Source organism: Pandoraea sp. PE-S2R-1 (genome assembly GCF_002179865.1).
In the GTDB taxonomy this organism is placed as follows: Bacteria; Pseudomonadota; Gammaproteobacteria; order Burkholderiales; family Burkholderiaceae; genus Pandoraea.
Map to the genome: position 1 here is coordinate 1 of NZ_NGUR01000005.1, position 16,982 is coordinate 16,982.

Sequence of the window (16,982 nt, forward strand, 5' to 3'; positions counted from 1 at the left end):
GCTTTGCGCGGACGGAATTCCATAACGTCGTGCGTGAGTGTTACGCCTCCTCACAAACCAAAATGTGTTGCATCAGTGTCGTGAAGTGAAACTTCGGATGGATCGACATCGGTTTCTCGCTTAGGATTCGATCACGGGGTTAGTCGTGGTTCGGGGAGTGAAACCAGTGGTAGATGATGATCGACGTAAGCGCCATGCAACGTGGCGTAGATGGACTTTGGTTGGTGGCGCAGTGGGTATTGCAATCATGATCGCTGGATGCGCCACGCATCAGGCCGTCAGTGATACGGTCGCGACAACGACGCCCGCACGAAGTGACGACATCGCCCCCCTTTCCGCTGCGGTGAACGCCGATGGTCTTCCGCCTCACTGGGAGACCTATCTCGTGACGCACAACAAGCGTCGTACGAACTACGAGCAGGCGCTTGATGCGAACGGCATTGCCGTGATTCGCGCAAAGGTCGACGAATCCGCGTCAGGCATCGCTCAGAAACTGGATATTCCCATCTATCCCGGCGCCAAGTTGAATTGGCGATGGCGTGCGGATGAAATGCCGGCCACCGCCGATATCCGCACGAAACGATACGATGATGCACCTGTGCGGATCGCACTCGCTTTCGACGGGGATCCGGCGAAACTCACTGTGCAAGACCATTTGCATCGTGAACTGGCGCGCCTGGTGAGCGGACGCGAGTTGCCGTATGCAACGCTGATGTACACATGGGGCGACGGGAAGTTCGCACAGGATGAGGTGGTTCGAAATCCCTACACCGCACGCATCCGCGCGATCGTAGTTCAGCGAGGCACTGACGGGCTCGGACAATGGCAATCGTATTCGCGTGATATCGCAAAGGATTACGAGAAGGCATTCGGCGAACCGCCGGGGCGACTGATCGGCATCGCTATCATGAGCGATGGCGACAATACGCAATCGAAATTCACCGCGTGGTACGGCGATATTCGATTGGATACGGATGGTATTCCTACCACCACCGCGGCAAAGTAGTTTCAATCGCCGTAAAAAAGCCGGCTATTGCCGGCTTTTTTGTCGAATAGCGTGTCAACGTGCCAGTGATTACTGATCGCGCCCGAAGTAGGTTTCGACCAGCTTCACCCAGTAGGTCCCGCCCAGCGGCAGCAAGTCGTCGTTGAAATCGTAGCTGGCGTTGTGCAGATTGCAGGGGCCAAGGCCGTGACCGGTATCGCGGTGCGTACCGTCGCCGTTACCGATAAAGACATAGGCACCCGGCTTTTCCAGCAGCATGAACGAGAAATCTTCCGCGCCCATCGTCGGCTCGACTTTATCGTTCACGTTTTCATCACCCACGACCTCGCGCATCACGTCGGCGCACAAAGCAGCCATTGCCGGATCATTGATCGTCGGCGGGTAATTACGCTGGAATTCAATCTCGGCCGAGCAGCCCATGCCTTTGGCCACAAACTCCGAAATTTCGCGCAAACGCGATTCGATAAGGTCCAGAACTTCCAGCGAGAACGTGCGGATCGTACCGCCCAGCCATGCCGTGTCCGGCACCACGTTCGTGGTATCACCCGCGTGAATCTGCGTGATCGACAGCACCGAGGCGTCGATCGGGCGCTTGTTGCGCGTGATGATGCTTTGGAGCGCCTGAGCAACTTGCACCGCGGCAATGACGGGGTCGATGCCGGCGTTCGGGATGCCCGCATGCGTACCCTTGCCGCGCAGCGTGATCTTGAATTCGTTGCTCGAGGCCATCATCGGCCCCGGTGTGACAGCAAATGTGCCTGTGGGTACACCCGGCCAGTTATGCATGCCGAAGACGGCTTGCATCGGGAAGCGTTCGAACAGGCCGTCCTTGATCATTTCGCGCGCACCGCCGCCGCCTTCCTCTGCCGGTTGGAAGATCAGGTACACCGTGCCGTCGAAGTTGCGATGTTTTTGGAGGTACTGCGCCGCAGCCAGCAACATGGCGGTGTGGCCGTCGTGGCCGCAGGCGTGCATCTTGCCTTCGTGCTTCGACGCATGCTCAAAGGTGTTGGCTTCTTTGATCGGCAGGGCATCCATGTCGGCGCGCAGACCGATCGCACGGTCGCTGCTGCCGTTCTTGATGACGCCGACAAGACCCGTGGTCCCAAGTCCGCGATGAATGGGGATGCCCCACTTCGTCAGCGTTTCGGCCACCACGTCGGAGGTGCGTTTTTCTTCAAAACACAGTTCCGGATGCGCGTGAATGTCACGTCGAATGGTCTGAATTTCGCCGCGAGCGGCATCGATTTCGGGAATAAGCTTCATGACGGGGATTTCCTGCGTACGCAATGGCTCATCTTACCCCTAAAGGCAGGGTCTGGCATCTCGATAGGAATCGCCCGAGCGGCAGCACAGACGTGTCTGGAAAATGCGGCTCTGCCGCGCCAGGCGGGGCGAAGCGCCAGCGAACGTAATACAATAACGCCAGCGTCGCACCCCAGCCAGACGCAGCATTTCGGTAGAGAGAGGAGTAGTTTCATGACGTCCAATGTTCACGTCGTTCGGGCCGCTTGCCCGCATGACTGCCCCGACACGTGCGCACTTCACGTGACGGTGGAGAATGGCGTCGCGATCAAGGTTCAGGGCGACCCTGACCATCCGACAACCAAGGGCGTGCTCTGCACGAAAGTCTCTCGCTATACAGAGCGTACCTATCACCCCGACCGCCTGTTGCATCCGCTAAAACGTGTGGGGCCGAAGGGCGCCGGCAAGTTTGTGCAGGTGAGCTGGGATCAGGCGCTCGACGAGATCGCGGCTCGCCTGACGGAGATTGCCGCGCGCGATCCCGAAGCGATCCTGCCGTATAGCTACGCCGGCACGATGGGCTTTGTGCAAGGCGAGACCATGGCGGCCCGCTTTTTTAACAAGCTTGGTGCGTCCGATCTCGATCGCACGATCTGTGCGAGTGCGGGTGCCGCCGGTCTGCGTTACACCTATGGCGCGGGCGTCGGGATGCACGTCGAACATTTTGTCGACAGCAAGCTGATTCTCATTTGGGGAAGCAACCCGATTACGTCGAGCGTGCACTTCTGGGCGATCGCGCAGGAGGCCAAGCGGCGCGGCGCGAAGTTGATCGCGATTGATCCGTATCGCTCGCTCACTGCAGAGAAATGTCATCAGCACATTGCGCTGCTGCCCGGCACGGATGCGGCGCTGGCGCTTGGCATGATGCATGTGCTGATTGCCGAGGATCTCGTTGATCACGAGTACATCGCGCAACACACGGTCGGGTACGCCCAATTGAAGGAACGGGCGCAGCGCTATACGCCCGCGCGCGTCGCCGAGATTTGTGGCATCAGTGAAGAGACGGTCATTACGTTGGCGCGAGAGTATGCCGGCGCCAAACCTGCGGCGATTCGACTGAACTACGGCATGCAGCGCGCCAAGGGGGGCGGTCAGGCAACGCGTGCTGTCGCGTGCCTCCCGGCGCTCATCGGCGCGTGGCGGGACCCGGCCGGCGGCATGCTGATGTCGACTTCGGGTTTTGCCCCCGTTGACGGGCTCGCTCAGACCCGTCCGGACCTTCGCCCAGTGCCGGACAAGGTGCCGCGCCTGGTAAACATGAGCGCCATCGGCGACGCGCTGTGTCATCCGGGTGACGCGTCGTTCGGACCGAAGATCGAGGCGCTCGTGGTCTACAACAGCAACCCGGTGGCCGTGGCCCCCGAGTCGAGCAAGGTGGCGTCGGGTTTTGGTCGAGAGGATCTGTTCACTGTGGTGCTGGAACACTTCCAGACCGACACGGCTGACTACGCGGACTTCGTCCTGCCGGCGACGACGCAGCTTGAGCATCTGGATATCCACAAGGCCTATGGCCACACCTATCTGCTCGCGAACAATCCTGCGATCGCGCCGTTGGGTGAAACGAAACCGAATTCCGAGATATTCCGCTTGCTCGCGCAACGGATGGGGTGGCAGGAGCCATGCTTCTCAGATTCGGATGACCAACTGGCGGAGCAGTCGATTCGATGGGCCGACCCGCGTATGGCCGGCACCGATTGGGAGACGCTGAAGCGCGACGGTTGGGTGCGTTACGACTTGCCCGAGGCGCCGTTTGCCAATGGCGGGTTCTTTACGCCGTCCGGCAAATGCGAGTTCTATTCCGAACGCATGGTGCAGGAAGGGTTCGATCCGCTGCCGGATTGGGTGCCGCCGTACGAATCGGTCGCGAGTAACCCGACGTTGGCGGCACGCTATCCACTGGCAATGATTTCGCCGCCTGCGCGCAACTTCCTCAACTCGAGTTTCGTCAACGTGGACAGTCTGCGTTCGTCCGTTGGCGAGCCGACCCTCGATATTCACCCGGCAGACGCTGCGCCGCGTGGGATCTCGGATGGTGCAGGTGTGCGTATCTTCAACGATCGCGGCACCCTGAACGCCAAAGCGCGGGTGACGGAAAAAGCCCGCGAGGGCGTGGTTGTCGGGCTGTCGATCTGGTGGAAGAAGCTGGCCCCGGATGGCAAGAACGCTAACGAAGTCACGAGCCAGCAACTCACGGATCTCGGCCGCGCACCGACCTTCTATGACTGCCTTGTCGACGTCGCCCCGGCCTGAGCGGACGGAAATATCGGACTGAAGTACCGACGACCGCGAGACGAAAGCAGGCAACGGCGACGAGAGGCCGCCAGTTGCCCGCGACCGCCAGCCGACAGCTGACTCTGGTGCCTAGGAGCCTTTACGCGCTCCGGTGAACATCCTTGCTCATGGAGCTTCTCATGTCGACCTGGTCTGCGAAGCCTTACCCGATCGGTTTGCGGCGTCTCAAAGCCCTGGCGGCGTGGGTAATGTTGCTCGCCGTTAGCGGGTGCAGTCAGGTTGGCTACTATGCGCAGTCGATCAACGGGCATTTCACGATGCTGCACGAGGCGAAACCGGTCGATGATTTGCTTGCGGACCCCTCGCTGGACCCTCGTCTGCGGGTGCGTCTTGCCGAGGCGGAGCAGATTCGTGGCTACGCCGTGACGGCGCTGGGTGAGCCCGACAATGGCAGCTATCGCAGCTATGCCGATATCAAGCGGCCGTTCGTCGTCTATAACGTGTTCGCTGCGCCGGCGCTCTCGCTAAAGCTGCACGAGTCGTGTTTGCTGGTTGTCGGATGCGTCGAATATCGCGGGTATTACTCCCGGGAGTCGGCCGAGGCTTATGCCGCCGAATTACACCGCGACGGATGGGAAACCTTCGTGGCCGGGATTCCCGCGTATTCGACACTTGGGTACTTCGATGATCCGTTGCTCAGCACCTTTATCTACCTGCCGCGCGCCGAAGTCGCCCGCATGATCTTCCATGAGCTGGCGCATCAGATTCTGTTTGTCCGTGGCGATACGACGTTCAATGAATCGTTTGCGGTGACGGTAGAAACGGTCGGCGTGCAGCGGTGGCTGACGGCGCATCCGGATGCGGCGATCGAGTATGAGCGGTATGACGCGTATCGGCGGCAGTTCCGCGATCTGGTCGAAGGCTACCGGAAGCAGTTGGAAGCGCTCTACAACGGGGCGGACAGTGATGAGCAGAAGGCGGCACAGAAGGAGATCCTGTTCACCCACATGCGCGCCGATTATGCGGCGCTCAAAGTGTCATGGGGCGGATACAGAGGGTTCGACCTTTGGTTCGCAAGTGATCTAAATAACGCGAAGATCGGATCATTCGCTACTTACAACCAGTGGGTGCCAGCATTCATGGCGCTGCTCGCGCAAGAGGGCAACGATTTGCCCAAGTTCTATGCCGCAGTGAAAGCGTTGTCGAAGCGCAAAGCGTCCGACCGTGATGCGGTGCTTGCCGCACTAGACGAAACACCGGCGGCCGCCGCCGCGCGGGCGACCTTGAACGCACGAGAACATGCTGCCAAGTAGCGGAAGCGATTGAGTTTTGCGGTGGCCCGCGTCATGTCCGATGCCCCTCTTCGGGGAGCTTCGCGTCGAACAGGTCAGTTTTTTAGTGTCCTCGCGACGCCCCTTGGCAGGCCGGGCTTTTAAAAATCACCGCCCGACGTCTTGTCGGGATATCGGCCTAAGCGTCAGGCAATCACCGCCTTCAAATCCCCCAGCAACGCATATAGCTGACGCTGCCTGTCTTCAGGCAATCGGCCTAGCCGTTGCTCGATCCATTCCTCGTGTGCGCGAGCCATGTTCGAAAACGCCTTCTTGCCACGCGGCGTGAGCTTGATCAGGAAGGCGCGCCGGTCGTTGACGACGGTCTCACGCGTCACCCAGCCCTCCTTTTCCAATTGATCGGTGATGCCGGTGACGTTGCCGCCGGTGACCATCATGCGCTTGCTGAGCTCTCCCATCTTCAGCCCCTCGGGATGGCGATCGAGCTGTGCCAGCAGATCGAAGCGCGGCAAGGTGCAATCGAAATCCTGGCGTAGCCGCGACCGGATGTCGGTTTCGATCATGTTGGCGCAGGTGAGCAGCCGCAGCCAAAGACGCAAGGCGTCGTGCTCGCGATCATTGGCTCGCGTTTCGAGATCGAGAGAGTCGGAATCGGCGAGGCTCATGGGAGGCGCAATGAAATTTACAGTATGGAAATTTTAGGTTTGAAATAAACGCCGGGTCAAGCCGGGATTCCGTGGGGCGTTGGTCTGGAAACAACGCGCGTGCAATAAAAAAAGGGCACCCGAAGGTGCCCTTTCGTCAAACAAAGACTAAGTGACGAAAACTGTCAGCTTAGAACTTGTGACGGATGCCGCTCGTAACTGCGAACTGGTTCGAGTTGTTCGAGAAGCCCAGGCCGTTCATCGACGCGCCGCCAGGAGCATCGCTGCTGGCGTGTTGGTACAGACCAACCAGGTACAGGTCCGTACGCTTCGACAGGAAGTAGTCCGTGCCGATGGTGGCTTGCGTGTACTTCGGCGACACGTTCGTGCCGACGTTGTTCAGCGTCGACCACGTGTACGTCACAGCAGCGCCCAGTTGCAGAGCCGGGGTCAGCATGTACTTGCCGTTCAGTTCGACGTTGTCGAACTTCCAGCTGCCGCCACCAACGTACGTGTACGAGCTGTGGCCATACACCAGACCGACCGTTGCCGGACCGAAGGCGTACGACAGACCGGCTGCGCCGATCCATGCCTTGTCGCTGACAGCAGCACCGCCCAGGTTCATCGGCGTGTTGACGTCACCTGCGGTCAGAACACCGCTGGTGTTCGTGCCCGGCGAGGCGATGTACAAGTAGCCAGCGCCGAACGACAGCGGGCCGTTAGCGTAGCCAGCACCGAACGAATACGCACGGTTGTTAGCGAAGCCCGAACCAGCCGTACCGTTGTTGGCCGAGTTCGAGAAGCCGTACATACCGCCTGCGCTGAAGCCAGCGTAGTTGATCGACGTGTACTTGACAGTGTTGTTCACGCGGAACGAGTTGTTCAAGTTGTCGTTATCGAACGGGTGGGCGCCTGCGAACGTGCCCCACTGGCTACCGACTGCGAACGGACCAACGAAGTCCACCACGGAGTCGTACTGACGACCGATGGTCAACGTACCAGCCGTTGCGCTGCTCAGGCCGACGTATGCTTGACGACCGAATTCACGGCTGCCTTGGCCCAGCGTACCGTTGCCCAGGTTGAAGCCGTTTTCCAACACGAAGATAGCCTTCAGGCCACCACCGAGGTCCTCAGCGCCCTTCAGGCCCCAACGCGAACCTTGCAGGTTGCCGTTGGCGAACTGGAAGTTCTTCGAAGTGGTGCCCGTGCCGGCCAAGTTGCCGCCCGAACGGCTGACGTATTGAACGCCAGCGTCGATGATACCGTACAGGGTCACGCTGCTTTGTGCGTGAGCAGCGCCAGCGAATGCGCCGAGCACACCCAGAGCGAGAAGCGACTTTTTCATTGAGTGATCTCCAAAGGATTGTGAGATTTGTTTAACAAGGTCACTAGTGATAACGTCCTTGCTAATCAACTTCGCGAGAAGTTGGACGTAATGTAACAAATTCAATGTGGGCGGCAAAGGAAAAGGCCGGTTTTGCGCGGGTTTGCGGCGACCTTTGTTTCGTTTACGCAACAGCCCGGAAACCGGCTTCTGGCGCGGGTTACGCGCGTTTGCTCCCGCGCAAGGCACGTCTGGCAAAGGGGCGTATGATCCCCGGCAGGCGCGGTGGAATCGTCCTGAATTCCACATTGTGAAAGATTGAAGTGAGTTGAAAGCAAGATGTTCTCTGACAGCCTGATCTCCGAACTTGACCGTGGCCTGCGAGCAATCGTGGGTGTCACGCAAGCCTCCCGGCCGACTCCCGTCCCCGCAAAAGTGACCGCTCAGTCGACCCAAGTCGGTGGGGCAGCTGGCGCGACCGATGGTGCGTCAGCTTCTTCCCCGGAAGGTGCCGACGACGCGTTGAGCCCGCAGGAGCGTCGCCATGTCGCCGGCCTCATGCGAGTGAATCATGTGGGTGAGGTTTGTGCGCAGGCGCTTTATCAGGCACAGAAACTGGCGACCAAGCGGCCCGAATTGCGTCGGGCCTTTGAGCATGCCGGCAAGGAGGAAGAGGATCACCTCGCATGGACGGCACACCGGCTGACCGAACTGGGCTCCCGGCCTAGTCTGCTCAACCCGCTCTGGTATGCCGGTGCGTTCGCGATCGGTTTTGTTGCCGGCAAGTGCGGCGATAACGTCAGCCTCGGTTTCATGTCCGAGACCGAACGTCAGGTCGAACACCATCTCGATACCCATCTGGATGAGCTGCCGGCGCACGATCTGCGCTCGCGGGCCATCGTCGATCAGATGCGCCTCGATGAGATCGAACACGGCCAGGCGGCGCGTGATGCCGGTGGTATTGAGTTGCCAGCGCCAGTGCAGCGCGTCATGCGCGCCGCCGCCAAGGTCATGACGACGACGGCCTACTATATATAGAGCACTCGAAAACGTACTTCGTCAGCGCACTGCGATCGCCTCAGGCACACCCTCTCTTCTCGTGTCGTTCTCCCCTCGCGTAGCCCGTGTCATGCGCCATTTGGCAGGCCGCCGAATGGCGTGAGCGCGCACTACCCGGTATCGACAGCGTTGGCGGGCCTCGCGCGAGGCCGGGTCATAAGTTTGAGGTTCCACTTTCACTATCGCAGTTATGTCATTAATTTTTCTGACAAAAATTCGTTTGGCTGCTTGAGGAAAGTGCGCTAAGTCATTGTTCTGCCTAACAAATCCCCTTCGAAAAACCGGCGAAACGCTTGACCGGCCAAACACTCTCCTCTAAAGTGGGAAATAGTGTGAGAAAGTGTATTTTTGTGTGGCGTTAGGCACGAAATCTTTCTCTCTCGGCATGACGGACAGGCGGTCGAAACCTCACGGAGCGCACGTGTTTCAGGGAGCCTCGGCACTTTCACTGGATGCAAAGGGACGGATGTCGATTCCGGCCCGGCATCGTGACGTGCTCCAAGGCGAGGCCGAAGGCAAGGTCACGATCACGAAGCACCCCGATGGTTGTCTGCTGCTGTTTCCGCGTCCCGAATGGGAGATCTTCCGCGGCAAGATCGCCGCACTGCCGATGGATGCGCACTGGTGGCGCCGTATTTTCCTGGGCAACGCCGCTGACGTCGAGATGGATTCGGCGGGGCGTGTCCTGGTAGCGCCGGAATTGCGTGCCGCCGCAGGCATGGACAAGGAAGTCATGCTGCTGGGCATGGGCAGTCACTTTGAACTCTGGGATGCCGCGACTTACGCCGCCAAGGAACAGGCAGCGATGGCGCAAGGTATGCCGGAAGCACTGAAAAACTTCACTTTTTGATTGATCAGGTGGTCCGACGAGCATGGCGCACGCGGTGGAAACGGTAATGCAGCACCGCACGGTCCTGCTGGATGAGGCCGTGGACGCCCTGCTGTGGCGCGACGAAGGCGTATACGTCGACGGAACGTTCGGGCGGGGCGGGCACAGTCGCAGACTTCTCGAGCGACTGGGGGCCCAGGGGAGGCTGATCGCATTCGACAAGGATCCCCAAGCGATCGCGGAGGCGGCAAAGATTGCCGATCCGCGATTTTCGATTGAGCACGACAGCTTTGCGACGCTGCGTGACGGGCTTGCCCGTCGCGGTGTCGACAAGGTGTCGGGCGTATTGCTGGACCTGGGCGTGTCGTCGCCGCAGTTCGACGACCCTGCGCGCGGCTTCAGCTTTCGGTTCGACGGGCCGCTCGACATGCGCATGGACACCACGCGCGGCGAGTCGGCCGCCGAGTGGCTGGCCCGGGCAACGCTGGAAGAAATGACGGAGGTCATCAAGGACTATGGGGAAGAACGGTTTGCTTTTCAGATTGCAAAGGCGCTTGTTGCTCGCCGGGCAAACGCCGATCACCTCGGTCCACTCGTCAGCACTCGCGAGCTTGCCGAGATCGTGGCTGGCGCCGTCAAGACCCGTGAGAAAGGCAAGGACCCGGCAACACGCACCTTTCAGGCTATACGGATTCACGTCAATCAAGAGCTTGCGGATCTCGAGATAGCACTTGAAGCGGCGGCCGATGTCCTCGAAACCGGAGGCAGACTCGTGGTGATCAGCTTTCATTCGCTGGAAGACCGCATCGTGAAGCGCTTCATGCAAGCGCGCACGAGCGCGCCGGTGGTGGATCGCCGCGTGCCTTTGCGCGCCCACGAAATCCCCGAGCCGCCATTCAAAGCCCATCGCAAGAGCAAGCCTTCCGCCGCCGAGGTGGAAGCGAACCCGCGTGCGCGCTCGGCGATCATGCGGGTCATGGAGCGGGTGTCGACATGAGCCGGCTCAACATCCTCCTGCTCGCGCTGCTCATCGGCTGCGCGCTGTCGCTGATCAATGCGCAATATCGTGCGCGCGGGACGTTCGTCGAACTGAACCGCGAGCAGGCGCTCGAGCATCAGTTGTTGCAGGACTGGGACCGTCTCCAATATGAACAGAGCGCGCAGAGCAAGAGCGCGCGCATCGAGAACGTGGCGCGCAGCGACCTGAAGATGCAGGCCGTCTCCCCAGGCCGCACGCAATATCTGTCGGCCCCGGCCGGCGGGACGGGCGCGATGGTCGACGTGCCGGTGCCGACCGCGAGCGCCGCGTCGGCCCCTGCCAGCGGAGGCAAGCGATGATCCGCCGCAAGGACGCCAAGGCCAAGACGAAGGATGTGCAGTTCTCTGCCAGCCCCGTGCTGTCCGTGCGTCTGCCGATGTGGCGCTCGAAGATGCTCGTCTTCGTGATCTTCGGCGCGTTTGCCGCACTGGCTGCACGCGCCTTCTGGATTCAGGGCCCCGGTAACGCCTTCTATCAACGTCAGGGCGAGAGCCGTTACGAACGCACACTGGAGATGTCCGCCACGCGCGGCAAAGTGTTCGACCGTAACGGGCAGGTGCTCGCGACGAGCTTGCCGGTCAAGGCCATCTGGGCCATTCCCGAAGACGTGCCCGAAGATGTCTCCACCGATCAGGTGCGCAAGCTCGCGCGTCTGCTGGAGATGGGCGAGCCCGATCTGCGCCGCAAACTCAATCAGGAAAAGAGCTTCGTCTACGTGAAGCGCCAAGTGCTGCCGGACGTCGCCAAGCAAGTGTCCGATCTGGACATTCCGGGGATCTATCAGCGCAAGGAATACAAGCGTTTCTATCCGGAAGGCGAAATCGCGGCGCATATCGTCGGCTTCACCAACGTGGAAGACGTCGGGCAGGAAGGCGTCGAGCTGTCGATGCAGAAGGACCTCGCCGCCACGCCGGGCAGCCGCCGCGTGATCAAGGACCGGCTGGGCCGCGTGGTCGAAGATCTGGACATCCTCGCGCAGCCGCGCGACGGCCACGACATCACGCTCTCGATCGACAGCAAGATTCAGTTTCTCGCCTACAGCGAGTTGAAGGACGCCATCGAGCGCACCGGTGCAAAAGCGGGTAGTGCGGTCGTGCTCGACGTGCGCACGGGCGAAGTGCTCGCGCTGGTCAACCTGCCGACGTACAACCCGAACAACCGCACTAACCTGACCGGCGCCCAGTTGCGCAACCGCGTGATCACCGACACGTTCGAGCCGGGCTCGATCATGAAGCCGATCACCGTGGCAGCGGCTATCGAAAACGGCTACGTGAAGCCGATGACGACGGTGATGACCACCGGCCGCGCCAACTTCTTCGGCGCAACGATCACGGACACGCGCGACTACGGGTTGCTCACCGTGCAGGGCGTGATCCAGCATTCGAGCAACATCGGCACCGCGAAAATCGCCCTGCAAATGAAGTCGCAGGAAATGTGGGACATGTTTACTAGTGTGGGTCTCGGTCAGGCGCCGAAGATCGGCTTCCCCGGCGCGGTGGCGGGACGTCTGCGTCCGGCCAAGAGCTGGCGCCCGATCGAACAGGCGACGATGGGCTACGGTTACGGCTTGTCTGCCTCGCTGATTCAACTTGCGCGTGCCTACACCGTGTTCGCACACGACGGCGAATTGCTGCCGATCTCGATCTACAAGACCGACGGCAGCACCGTCAAGGGCACGCCGGTGATCTCGCCCGCCACGGCCCGCGAAGTTCGCAAGATGCTTGAAATGGTCACGTCGCCGGGCGGTACCGCCACGCGCGCGCAGGTCATCGGCTACCGCGTCGGCGGCAAGACGGGGACGGCCTACAAGCAATCGGGCAAGGGTTACGACAAGAGCAAATACCGCGCGTCGTTCGTCGGCATGGCGCCGATGTCCGAGCCGCGCATCATTGTGGCCGTGACGCTGGACGAGCCGGGCCGTGGTGCTCACTACGGCGGCGTGGCTGCCGGTCCGGCGTTTGCCGCGATCGTGGGTGGCACGCTGCGCTCGCTCAATGTGGTGCCGGATTCGCCGGTAACGAAGCTCGTGGTGAGCGACGCCGTGGAGGAGAGCGAGCCATGGGCACCGTAAACTCCACCCCCGCCACCCCCGTCACGCTGGCGATGATCGCCAACGCCACTGAGCGCGCCACGCTGGCGCAGGCTTGGGATTGGCTGCGCCGCACGGTGCCGGCCGGTGCTATCTTGCATGCCGACAGCCGTCGCGTCGGGCCGGGCGATGTGTTTGTCGCCTATGCGGTCAAGGGCGCCGACAGCCGCGGTTTCATCGCCGATGCGGTGGAACGTGGCGCTGCGGCGGTGCTGTGGCAGAGCGACGATTTCACGTGGCCGTCAGGCGTTGCCAATCTGGGCAATGTGCCGCAGTTCGGCGTGCCGCGACTTGACTGGCTGGCGGGTCCGCTGGCATCGCTGTGGTACGGCGAGCCGAGCGTCGGCATGACGATGCTGGGCGTCACGGGCACCAACGGCAAGACGTCGTGCAGCCAATGGCTCGCGCAATTGCTCACGAAAGCGGGCACGCGCAGTGCGGTCATCGGCACGCTGGGCAGTGGCTTCCCCGGTCATCTGACGGTGACTGGCTTCACCACGCCCGATGCCGTGCAGTTGCAGCGCAGTCTTGCCGATCTGCGCGCGCAAGGCGCGGCGGCGCTCGCGATGGAAGTCTCGTCGCACGGTCTCTATCAGGGACGCGTGAACGGCGTGGCCTTCGACGTCGCCGTGTTCACGAATCTGACGCAAGACCATCTGGACTATCACGGGACGATGGCCGAGTACGAAGCGGCCAAAACGCGCCTGTTCGACTGGCCGGGTCTGAAGTCTGCGGTGATCAATCGCGACGATGCGATGGGCCAGCGCCTGCTCGCACGTCTGAAAGGCAAGACGCCGGTCTACGAATACGGGCTGCATGGTGACGCGACGTCGGCGCACGGCAATACCGTGCTGCGCGCCGAAGACATTCGCGCGACGACCATCGGTACGCGCTTCACGCTGCATATCGACGGTCATAGCCAGCAGATCACGGTGCCGCTGATCGGTGAATTCAATATCAGCAATGCGCTGGCCGTGCTGGGCGCTGCGCTCGCCGCCGGTGTGCCGCAGGATGCCGCGATTGCCGCACTCGCCTCGCTGACGCCGGTGTCCGGACGCATGGAACAGATCGGTCAGCCGGGGCAGCCGCTCGTGGTGATCGATTACGCGCACACGCCCGACGCGCTCGACAAGACGCTCGCAGCCCTGCGCCCGGTGGCGGATGCTCGCGGCGGCAAGCTCGTCTGCGTGTTCGGCTGCGGTGGCGATCGCGACGCGGGCAAGCGTCCGCAAATGGGCGCGGTGGCCGAGCGTCTGGCCGATGCGATCGTCCTCACGAGTGACAACCCGCGCAGTGAAGTGCCTGCCGAGATCATGGCGCAGATTGCTGCCGGTCTCGCGCAGCCCGACGCCGCGCGCCGCATCGAAGACCGCGCGAGCGCGATTCTGCAAGCCGTGCGCGGCGCGCAAGCCGCCGACGTGGTGCTGATTGCGGGCAAAGGGCACGAAAGTACACAGGAAATCATGGGCAAGAAAAAGCCGTTCTCCGATCAGGAGCACGCGCGTCTGGCACTTGCAGCGCGTGCAACGACCGTGCGCGGAGGTGGCGAATGAGCATGTGGCAACTGAGCGATGCGCAGGCCGCCGTGACCGATGCCCAAGTGCTGGGTTCGGACGCGACGGCATTTGCCCGCATCGTGACCGACAGCCGCTCGGTGCAGCCGGGCGATTTGTTCGTGGCGCTCAAGGGCGAGCGCTTCGATGCGCACGACTTCCTCGCCGACGTGGTGCGCGCTGGCGCATCCGCTGTGGTGGCATCGCGCGTACCGGACGGTTTCGAGGCGCCGGCATTGCTCGTGCCCGATACACGTATCGCGCTGGGCGAATTGGCAGCCGCGTGGCGTCGACGCTTCGCGATTCCGGTCGTGGCCGTGACGGGCAGCAACGGCAAGACGACGGTCAAGGAAATGATCTCGGCGATCTTCGCCGAGGCGGTCGGTGTCGAAGCTCGACTGGCGACGGCGGGCAACTTCAACAACGACATCGGTTTGCCGCTCACGCTGTTCCGCCTCAAGGACAGCGACAAGCTCGCCGTGCTTGAACTGGGCATGAATCACCCGGGCGAGACGGCCTATCTGGCGCGCATTGCGCAGCCGACGGTGGCCGTCATCAACAACGCACAGCGCGAGCATCAGGAATTCATGGTGAGCGTGGCCGCCGTGGCCGAAGAACACTCGGCCGTGCTGGCGGCGCTGCCGGCCGATGGCGTTGCCGTCTTCCCGGCGGAAAGCGAATTCGCGCCGATGTGGCGGGAGATTGCCGACGCACCCGGCACCAAGCGCCGCGTGCTCGACTTCGCGCTCGATGCGCGCGCGGCCGTGTCCGGCCGCTATGACGTGGCCACTCGCGTGCTGCGCGTGGCGTCGTCCGCTGGTGAATTTACGGTGAAGCTGCCGCTGCTCGGCGAGCACAACGCCCGCAACGCGCTGGCCGCGATCGCGTGCGCGCTCGGCGCGCATGTCGATATTGGTTCGATCGTGCGGGCACTCGAAGCGTTTTCTGCCGTCAAAGGCCGACTTAACGTGTCGACGCTCTCGAAGGGGCCGCTCGCCGGCGTCACGCTGATCGACGACACCTATAATGCGAACCCCGATTCGGTTCGGGCCGCCATCGACGTACTCGCTCAAACCCCTGCGCCGCGCGTGCTGGTGCTGGGCGACATGGGTGAAGTGGGCGACAACGGTCCCGAGTTTCATCGGGAAGTGGGTGAATACGCGGCACAACGCGGCATCGATGTGTTGATGACGCTGGGTGAACAAACGCAGGACACGGTCACGGCATTCGGCGACGGCGGCGAGCATTTCGCGGACGTCGCACCGCTGGTGGCGGCACTGAACGCGACGCTGAGTGCGCCGGCGACGGTGCTGGTTAAAGGATCCCGCTTCATGCGGATGGAGCGCGTGCTGGAAACACTGCGCGCTACGAGTGAAACCGGGGGCGGCGACGCCCCGGCCAAGTAAAAAAGGATTGATGGAATGTTGCTGACGTTGGCGCAATGGCTGCAAGCGGATGCGAGCTATTTGCGCGTGTTCAACTACCTGACGTTTCGGGCCGTGATGGCAAGCCTCACGGCGCTGGTGATCGGGCTCTCGTTCGGGCCGATGGTCATCCGCAAGCTCGCCGAAATGAAGGTGGGTCAGGCCGTGCGTACCGATGGCCCGCAGACACACCTGATCAAGTCGGGTACGCCCACGATGGGCGGGGTGCTGATTCTGATCGGCATTACCGTCGCCACGCTGCTTTGGGCGGATCTGAGCAACCGTTTCATCTGGATCGTGCTGATGGTCACGCTGGGCTTCGGCATCATCGGCTGGATCGACGATTACCGGAAGGTGGTGTTCAAGGACCCGCGCGGCATGTCGTCGCGCGAGAAGTATTTCTGGCAATCGATCATCGGCTTGTTCGCCGCCATTTATCTGGCGTTCTCGGTGTCCGAGACGAGCAACCTGAAGGTTTTCGAGCTGTTCATCAGCTGGGTGCGTAACGGCTTCCCGCTCGATTTGCCGCCGAAGGCCGACTTCATCGTGCCGTTCTTCAAGACGATGAGCTACCCGCTGGGCGTGTTCGGATTTATTGCGCTCACGTACTTTGTCATCGTCGGCTCGTCCAACGCCGTTAACCTCACCGACGGTCTCGATGGTCTGGTGATCATGCCGGTGGTGCTGGTCGGTGCGGCGCTTGGCGTGTTCGCTTATGTGATGGGCAACGTCGTCTACTCGAAATACCTGCTGTTCCCGCATATTCCGGGCGCGGGCGAGTTGCTCGTGTTCTGTTCCGCGATGTCGGGGGCCGGGCTCGCGTTCCTATGGTTCAACACCCACCCGGCGCAGGTCTTCATGGGCGACGTGGGCGCGCTGGCACTCGGCGGCGCCCTCGGCACCGTGGCCGTGATCGTGCGTCAGGAAGTCGTGCTGTTCGTGATGGGCGGCGTGTTCGTGGCGGAAACCCTGTCGGTGATGCTGCAAGTCACGTGGTTCAAGTACACGAAACGACGGTTCGGTGAAGGGCGGCGCATTTTCAAGATGGCACCGCTGCACCACCACTTCGAGCTGTCGGGCTGGAAAGAAACGCAGGTCGTGGTGCGCTTCTGGATCATCACGCTGATGCTCGTACTGATCGGCTTGTCGACGCTGAAGCTGCGCTAAGGCGGTATCAAGACGCAAA

Annotated in this window: 14 protein-coding genes; 11 read left to right on the forward strand and 3 right to left on the reverse strand. The window is 61.6% G+C overall.

The window, feature by feature from the left end; genetic code table 11:
- Positions 1-232: 232 nt before the first annotated feature.
- Positions 233-1,006 carry a DUF3047 domain-containing protein gene (locus CDV44_RS01260; protein ID WP_140413422.1) on the forward strand — a complete coding sequence of 258 codons (774 nt, stop codon included), beginning with the start codon at positions 233-235 and terminating at the stop codon, positions 1,004-1,006.
- A 69-nt stretch (positions 1,007-1,075) separates the two neighbouring features.
- On the opposite strand, the gene CDV44_RS01265 is transcribed toward CDV44_RS01260, so the two are convergent.
- Positions 1,076-2,272 (reverse strand): M20 aminoacylase family protein, encoded by a 1,197-nt coding sequence (locus CDV44_RS01265; protein WP_087686352.1) that lies wholly within the window; start codon positions 2,270-2,272, stop codon positions 1,076-1,078.
- Positions 2,273-2,485: 213 nt separating this feature from the next.
- Here CDV44_RS01265 and CDV44_RS01270 point away from each other — a divergent pair, with 213 nt between their 5' ends.
- Positions 2,486-4,561 carry a molybdopterin-dependent oxidoreductase gene (locus tag CDV44_RS01270; protein ID WP_087686353.1) on the forward strand — a complete coding sequence of 692 codons (2,076 nt, stop codon included), beginning with the start codon at positions 2,486-2,488 and terminating at the stop codon, positions 4,559-4,561.
- Between the two features lie 230 nt (positions 4,562-4,791).
- Complete coding sequence (locus tag CDV44_RS01275; protein WP_371328720.1) at positions 4,792-5,856, forward strand: aminopeptidase; 1,065 nt, start codon at positions 4,792-4,794, stop codon at positions 5,854-5,856.
- Positions 5,857-6,020: 164 nt separating this feature from the next.
- Here the strand turns inward: CDV44_RS01275 and CDV44_RS01280 are convergent, their stop codons facing one another.
- Positions 6,021-6,500, reverse strand: a complete 480-nt coding sequence (locus CDV44_RS01280) for a MarR family winged helix-turn-helix transcriptional regulator (protein ID WP_058376204.1) — start codon at positions 6,498-6,500, stop codon at positions 6,021-6,023.
- A 169-nt stretch (positions 6,501-6,669) separates the two neighbouring features.
- On the reverse strand, positions 6,670-7,824 hold the full coding sequence (locus tag CDV44_RS01285; RefSeq protein WP_087686355.1) for a porin: 1,155 nt from the start codon (positions 7,822-7,824) through the stop codon (positions 6,670-6,672).
- Between the two features lie 318 nt (positions 7,825-8,142).
- On the opposite strand from CDV44_RS01285, the gene coq7 reads away from it, so the two are divergent.
- From coq7 to mraY, 8 genes are all read left to right on the forward strand, one after another.
- Positions 8,143-8,841, forward strand: a complete 699-nt coding sequence (coq7, locus tag CDV44_RS01290; protein WP_087686356.1) for a 2-polyprenyl-3-methyl-6-methoxy-1,4-benzoquinone monooxygenase — start codon at positions 8,143-8,145, stop codon at positions 8,839-8,841.
- Positions 8,842-9,283: 442 nt separating this feature from the next.
- Entirely contained in the window at positions 9,284-9,712 is a 429-nt protein-coding gene (gene mraZ / locus CDV44_RS01295; protein ID WP_039406026.1) for a division/cell wall cluster transcriptional repressor MraZ, read from the forward strand.
- Positions 9,713-9,734: 22 nt separating this feature from the next.
- Entirely contained in the window at positions 9,735-10,688 is a 954-nt protein-coding gene (gene rsmH, locus CDV44_RS01300) for a 16S rRNA (cytosine(1402)-N(4))-methyltransferase RsmH (protein WP_087686357.1), read from the forward strand.
- The gene (gene ftsL / locus CDV44_RS01305; RefSeq protein WP_087686358.1) at positions 10,685-11,029 is read left to right on the forward strand and encodes a cell division protein FtsL; all 345 of its coding nucleotides are present in this window, start codon (positions 10,685-10,687) and stop codon (positions 11,027-11,029) included. Before rsmH ends, ftsL begins: the two co-directional genes overlap by 4 nt.
- The gene (locus CDV44_RS01310; protein WP_058376199.1) at positions 11,026-12,801 is read left to right on the forward strand and encodes a penicillin-binding protein 2; all 1,776 of its coding nucleotides are present in this window, start codon (positions 11,026-11,028) and stop codon (positions 12,799-12,801) included. Before ftsL ends, CDV44_RS01310 begins: the two co-directional genes overlap by 4 nt.
- Before the next feature lie 32 nt (positions 12,802-12,833).
- Positions 12,834-14,372 carry a UDP-N-acetylmuramoyl-L-alanyl-D-glutamate--2,6-diaminopimelate ligase gene (locus CDV44_RS01315; protein WP_087686521.1) on the forward strand — a complete coding sequence of 513 codons (1,539 nt, stop codon included), beginning with the start codon at positions 12,834-12,836 and terminating at the stop codon, positions 14,370-14,372.
- Positions 14,369-15,778 (forward strand): UDP-N-acetylmuramoyl-tripeptide--D-alanyl-D-alanine ligase, encoded by a 1,410-nt coding sequence (murF, locus tag CDV44_RS01320; protein WP_087686359.1) that lies wholly within the window; start codon positions 14,369-14,371, stop codon positions 15,776-15,778. Before CDV44_RS01315 ends, murF begins: the two co-directional genes overlap by 4 nt.
- 15 nt (positions 15,779-15,793) lie before the next feature.
- A complete protein-coding gene (gene mraY, locus CDV44_RS01325) occupies positions 15,794-16,963 on the forward strand; it encodes a phospho-N-acetylmuramoyl-pentapeptide-transferase (RefSeq protein WP_058376197.1) in 1,170 nt (389 codons plus the stop codon).
- The last annotated feature ends 19 nt before the right edge of the window (positions 16,964-16,982 follow it).

Excerpts from the sequence above, each read along its gene's own strand:
- rsmH (WP_087686357.1), top strand. The coding sequence starts at position 9,735 with ATGGCGCACGCGGTGGAAACGGTAATGCAGCACCGCACGGTCCTGCTG.
- CDV44_RS01265 (WP_087686352.1), bottom strand. The coding sequence starts at position 2,272 with ATGAAGCTTATTCCCGAAATCGATGCCGCTCGCGGCGAAATTCAGACC.
- ftsL (WP_087686358.1), top strand. The coding sequence starts at position 10,685 with ATGAGCCGGCTCAACATCCTCCTGCTCGCGCTGCTCATCGGCTGCGCG.
- CDV44_RS01275 (WP_371328720.1), top strand. The coding sequence starts at position 4,792 with ATGTTGCTCGCCGTTAGCGGGTGCAGTCAGGTTGGCTACTATGCGCAG.
- CDV44_RS01310 (WP_058376199.1), top strand. The coding sequence starts at position 11,026 with ATGATCCGCCGCAAGGACGCCAAGGCCAAGACGAAGGATGTGCAGTTC.
- mraY (WP_058376197.1), top strand. The coding sequence starts at position 15,794 with ATGTTGCTGACGTTGGCGCAATGGCTGCAAGCGGATGCGAGCTATTTG.
- CDV44_RS01270 (WP_087686353.1), top strand. The coding sequence starts at position 2,486 with ATGACGTCCAATGTTCACGTCGTTCGGGCCGCTTGCCCGCATGACTGC.
- murF (WP_087686359.1), top strand. The coding sequence starts at position 14,369 with ATGAGCATGTGGCAACTGAGCGATGCGCAGGCCGCCGTGACCGATGCC.
- CDV44_RS01315 (WP_087686521.1), top strand. The coding sequence starts at position 12,834 with ATGATCGCCAACGCCACTGAGCGCGCCACGCTGGCGCAGGCTTGGGAT.
- CDV44_RS01285 (WP_087686355.1), bottom strand. The coding sequence starts at position 7,824 with ATGAAAAAGTCGCTTCTCGCTCTGGGTGTGCTCGGCGCATTCGCTGGC.
- coq7 (WP_087686356.1), top strand. The coding sequence starts at position 8,143 with ATGTTCTCTGACAGCCTGATCTCCGAACTTGACCGTGGCCTGCGAGCA.
- CDV44_RS01280 (WP_058376204.1), bottom strand. The coding sequence starts at position 6,500 with ATGAGCCTCGCCGATTCCGACTCTCTCGATCTCGAAACGCGAGCCAAT.